Below are 4,778 nucleotides of genomic sequence, written 5' to 3' on the forward strand. Positions count from 1 at the left end.
GGCGTCGGAGCCGATGACGGGGGTGGCGCATGCCATGGCTTCGACGAGGACCATGCCGAAGGACTCCGCGGCGGTGAGTGAGGGGAGTACGAGGAGCGCGGCGTTGCGCATCTCGTCGAGCAGGGCCTCCGCGGAAACGGTTCCGGTGAAGTCCACGCGGTCGGTGATGCCGAGGTGTTGGGCCAGTGCCGCGTGGTCGGGCGCGGCGTCGCCGCCGCCGACCAGGCGCAGTCGGGCGTCGGGGGTTTCGGGTGCCAGTGCGGCGAAGGCGTGCAGGAGCACGTCGACGCCCTTCCAGGGGGAGGCTCGGTCGAGTCTGCCGACGAACACGATCGTGCGGGGCCGTGTGGAGGCCTTCGGTCCCGGGGTGAACAGTTCCACGTCGACCCCGGGCGTGATCTCCAGAGCCCCGGGACGGCTGAAGGCCAGCGAGACCGGGGAACTCGCGACGAGCGCGTCGGCGTGGGCGAACACCCGGGGCAGGGCGTACCGCTCATAGGCACGTACCAGCAGATCGACGTCCTTGTGCCCTTGGAGCATCGAGCCGGCGTGGTAGGTCATGACGGCCGGACGCCTTCCGGACACGGCGACCGCCAGATCCCCGAGGCCGGGGGCCGGTGCGTGGGCGTGGACGACGTCGACGTGGAGCCGGCGCAGCCAGCGGCGCAGCTGGAACGGCCACAACGGATTGACCGGTGTGTTGAGATGACGCACCCAGGTCCCCAGCCGGACGACCGGCACGCCGTCCTCCACGTCCACCGAGGTGCGCCATCCGGTCGTGCTCGCCGTGATGACCGCCGCCCGCATCCCCGGATCCGCGGCGACCGCTTGTGCCACCCGGTGCGCGTAGTGCTCGACACCGCCGCGCCGCGGCGGGAAGTTGGGCGCGACGACGGCGACCGTGCGCGCCCGGCGGCGGGGGTCGGCGGCACGGTCGAAGACCTCGACGGTACGGTCGCTCTGCCGGTCCCAGGTCAGCTCGCGGGCCACGTGCTCGCGGCCGGCGCTGCCGAGGCGCTGCGCCATGGCGTGATCGCCCAGCAGCGATCCGAGCGCCTCGGCCAGGCGCCGCTCGTCCCTGGGGGGCACGAGAAGTCCGTTGTCCCCGTCCGTGACGAGCGAGGGAATGCCGCCCACCGGGGTCGTCACCACCGGGCGCCCGCACGCCATGGCCTCGACGAGCACGCAGGGGAAACTGTCGAAGTGGGTCGGCAGTGCCAGGACGCGGGCGTCGCGGTAGGCCGAGACCAGGTCCGCGGGTTCGAGCCGGCCCCGGAAGGTCACGCGCCGGGAGAGGCCGAGACGCTGTGCGAGCGCCGCGTGGCCGGCGGCCCCCGAGCCGTCTCCGACCACGTCGAGGTGCACGTCGGGGAACGCGCCGGCCAGCCGCCCGATCGCCCGCAGCAGGTCGGGCAGCCCCTTGTAGGAGGCGGACCGCTCCAGCGAACCGACGAACACGATGCGCGGCACGTCCGGCACCGGGCTCGCGGGGAAGCGCTCAAGCACCACCCCCGGCGAGATGGTCGTGCACCTGCCCGCGAAGAGTTCGGGCAGGTCGCCCGGGACGTAGTCGGAGGAGCACACGATCTCCTGGGCACGGCCGGCGGTCCGGGCCAGCACCGTCCGCTCGTAGGTCGCGCAGACCAGGTCGGGCAGGACGTGGCCCTTGCGCATCCGGCCCGTGTGGTACGTCAGTACGAACGGCAGGTCGCCGCACGCCCGGGCCGCCGCGTCGGCGAACACGGGCACCGGCGCGTGCGCGTCGACGAGTTCGACGCCCTCCCGCTCGATCACGGTGCGCAGGAGCCTGCTCCAGTGCAGGCCCAGCGGTGTGTGGGAGATCCGCAGCGGAGCCGGCAGGCGGTACACAGGGAAGCCGTCGGGGTGGTCGTACCGTCCGCCGCGCGTTCCGCGGGGCGCGGTCGTGGCGACGACGACGCGCACGCCGTGCCGGGATCTCAGCGAGCGCGCGAGATTCCAGACGTACTGCTCCAGTCCTCCGAGGGCGGGAGGGAAGTAGGGGGAGGCGAGCAGGACGGCGCGCGGTGTCATGACGGTTCCTCCTTCGGTACGGGTCACGGCGCGGCGGGTGCGCGTGACGGAGCGGTCGTGAGGACGGTCATCGGCCGCCCCCCTTGCTCGGAGCAGGCCCCGGGGCGGCCGCCCGGCGGCGGGTGAACAGCGCCAGGCAGGCATAGCAGCCGGAAGCGAGGTTCCCCACGAGCCAGGCGAAGCCGATCCACAGCAGGCCCTTCGGGGCCCACGCGAGGGCGAGACCTACGCTCACCACCGTGAGGACGACGCCGCTCGCGACGAGGTGCCGGAGGCGGCCGGCCAGCTTGAGCCCGAAACTGGCCCACGTCCGCAGGGCGACCGCGAGGGCGCCGAGCGTCAGCACGATCAGTGGGCCCCGCGCGTGGTCCACGTAGGAGCCGCCGAACAGCCGCAGGACCAGGCCGGCGGCGACGACGAGGACGACCGAGGCGGGGACCTGCACGGCGGCGAGGAGCGCGGCCGAACGCCTGAGCATCTCCTTGAACCGCGTCTCGTCGAAGGAGACTTCGGCCAGCAGCGCCTCTCCCACGTTGTCGGACAGGGTGTTCAGCAGGTTCGCGATCTGGAAGGCGACGAAGTAGTAGCCCGCTGCGGCGGGACCGAGCCAGTGCAGCGCGATCAGCGGCGTCACCAGGATCGGCACCAGGGTCAGCGCGCTGAACACATAGCTTGCCGCCGAGAAGCCGGCCTGCGGGCGCAGGGAGACGCTGCTCAGCCGGACGTCGAAGCGGAAGCCGGCGCCGCGCCACAGGAAGAAGAAGGAGGCGAGCACCGCCACGGCGCAGGCGCCACCGGAGGCGGTGACGATTCCGTACGATCCGGCGCCCACGAGGAACAGCGGCAGGACGATCTTCGTGATTCCCTGGATCCCTCCGTCGACGACCAGGTTGTACTGCGGTTTGCGGACACCGATGAAGACGGAGTCGGTCAGCTGTTTCAGGGCGGAGAGGGCGCAGAACGCCACGAACGCGGCCGAGAGCAGCAGGTCGGCCCGGACGAACAGCAGGTCGCGGCCGTACCAGCGCAGCCCGAAGAGGTAGGCCGCCCCCAGGACGCAGGCGGCGCCCGCCACGAGGAGCACCGACTTGGTGATCTGCGCGTTGCGGGTCCCCGGGGGCGCGAGGAAGCGGATGAGCGTGCTGTTGAGCCCGAAGAGGCTGAAGAAGGCGATCAGTTCGATGGCCGAGATCAGGGTGGTGGCCAGCCCCACCTGCTCGGGCGGGTAGAGGCGCGCGACGATGATCCAGAAGACGAAGCCGAGGCCGGCCATCGCCAGCGACGCGGCCATGAGGAAGAACGAGCTGCGCGTCAGCTGGTCCTGACCCCGTGTGCCCTTGCCGCCTCCGCCGGCGGGTCGGGCGGGGCGGCCCGAGTACGGCTGTGCCCGCGCCGTCATCGGTAGATCTCCGCCCCGTCGCTGCTGTAGATCTTGTTCTTCGTCCCGTCCAGGAGCCCGGTGGGATACGTGTAGGTCACCAGGTCGCCGCCGTGGAAGATGGTGGCTTCGCCGTCGCGGACCACCGTGGTGCCCAGGAGCACGGGGGAGTCCTCGCGGATGAGCAGGGGGTGGATGTCGTTCCTCGCCGTGGTGGGGACGAGCACGCCCCCGTGGCTCAGGTTGTAGCGGTCGCTCAGGTTCTCCGACTGGACGTCCCCGAGCTGCCGGGGCGGGGTGTGGGCGGTCAGCCAGGCCATCGCCGCTCGCTCCTCGGCGTGGGGGTAGTAGACGTCGTAGTACGTGCCCGCGTTGTCGAGGTGCAGTTGCGGCGGATTCCCGCCGAAGATCCGGGGCAGCACGCCGGTCAGGTCGAAGAAGAGCAGGAGGACCACGGAGCAGGCGAGCGCCTCGGTCCACCGCCGTCCCACCCATCGGCACGCCCACACCACCCCGGCCGCGATGAAGGGCGCGAAGACGAACAGGCCCTGCTGGAAGGCGCGCAGGACGCCGTACTCGACGGAGAGCTGCGGCAGGACGGTGAGCAGCCCCAGGACCGCGACCGTGCCGACGGTCAGCGTCACCTGGTCACGGGTCGGGCGGAACTCCCTGCGCCGTCCCCGGAGGACGGTGACCAGGCCGACCAGCAGGAACACCTGCCACAGCCATGCGGCCGCGTGGCGCAGGGACTCGCCGACCGCCGACACGTCGACGCCCCGGTCCTCCACGGCCTGGCCGAGCGAGGTGAGGGGGAGACGGGGCTCCGGCGCGGCCTCGACCGCCCCGGCGGGGTCCACCGACCACGGCACGTACACCCCGTCCGCCCGTTCGGCGGCCGTGTCGCGCAGGGTGATGGTCTGGAAGTCGCGCAGCCGCTCCTCGGGGCTGCTCCTCGCCCCGCCGAACAGGCTGTACGAGACGTCGGACGACCAGGCCGTGGGCTGCTTGCCGCCCGTGACCTCCTGCACGGTGCTGACGACGGTGGACCGGAGCTGCCCGTCCGTGTGCGTCAGCGGGCCGGTCCACACGAGCGCCGCGGCCACGGCGGAGACGACGACCCACCAGGTCACGAAGGCCGGCTGCGCGGCGGCCGCAGGGCGCGCACGCCGGGTGCGCGAGAGCAGCCGCCAGCAGAGGTCCGCGCAGAGCGCCAGCGCGAGGGCCGCGAGGAAGACGTACGCCGTGGAGTAGTGCGCCAGGACGATCCCGGCGGCCAGCAGGACGAAGGTGATCCGACGGCGGCGCAGCGCGCGGCTCTTGTCGGTCAGCACGACCATGGCACAGCCGA

General features: G+C 72.3%; 3 protein-coding genes. All 3 read right to left on the reverse strand.

All coding sequences use genetic code 11. The features are described from left to right. The coding region (locus AB0E14_RS39275; RefSeq protein WP_362430244.1) for a glycosyltransferase at nucleotides 1-2,052 on the reverse strand (2,052 nt) is incomplete at its 3' end. Between the two features lie 67 nt (nucleotides 2,053-2,119). Then, nucleotides 2,120-3,451, reverse strand: a complete 1,332-nt coding sequence (locus AB0E14_RS39280) for a lipopolysaccharide biosynthesis protein (RefSeq protein WP_362430247.1) — start codon at nucleotides 3,449-3,451, stop codon at nucleotides 2,120-2,122. After that, nucleotides 3,448-4,778, reverse strand: a 1,331-nt coding sequence (locus AB0E14_RS39285) for a DUF2206 domain-containing protein (protein ID WP_362430250.1), incomplete at its 5' end; no start/stop codon positions are given. The genes AB0E14_RS39285 and AB0E14_RS39280, both read right to left, overlap by 4 nt.

Source organism: Streptomyces sp. NPDC047981, from assembly GCF_040653315.1.
Taxonomy (GTDB): domain Bacteria; phylum Actinomycetota; class Actinomycetes; order Streptomycetales; family Streptomycetaceae; genus Streptomyces.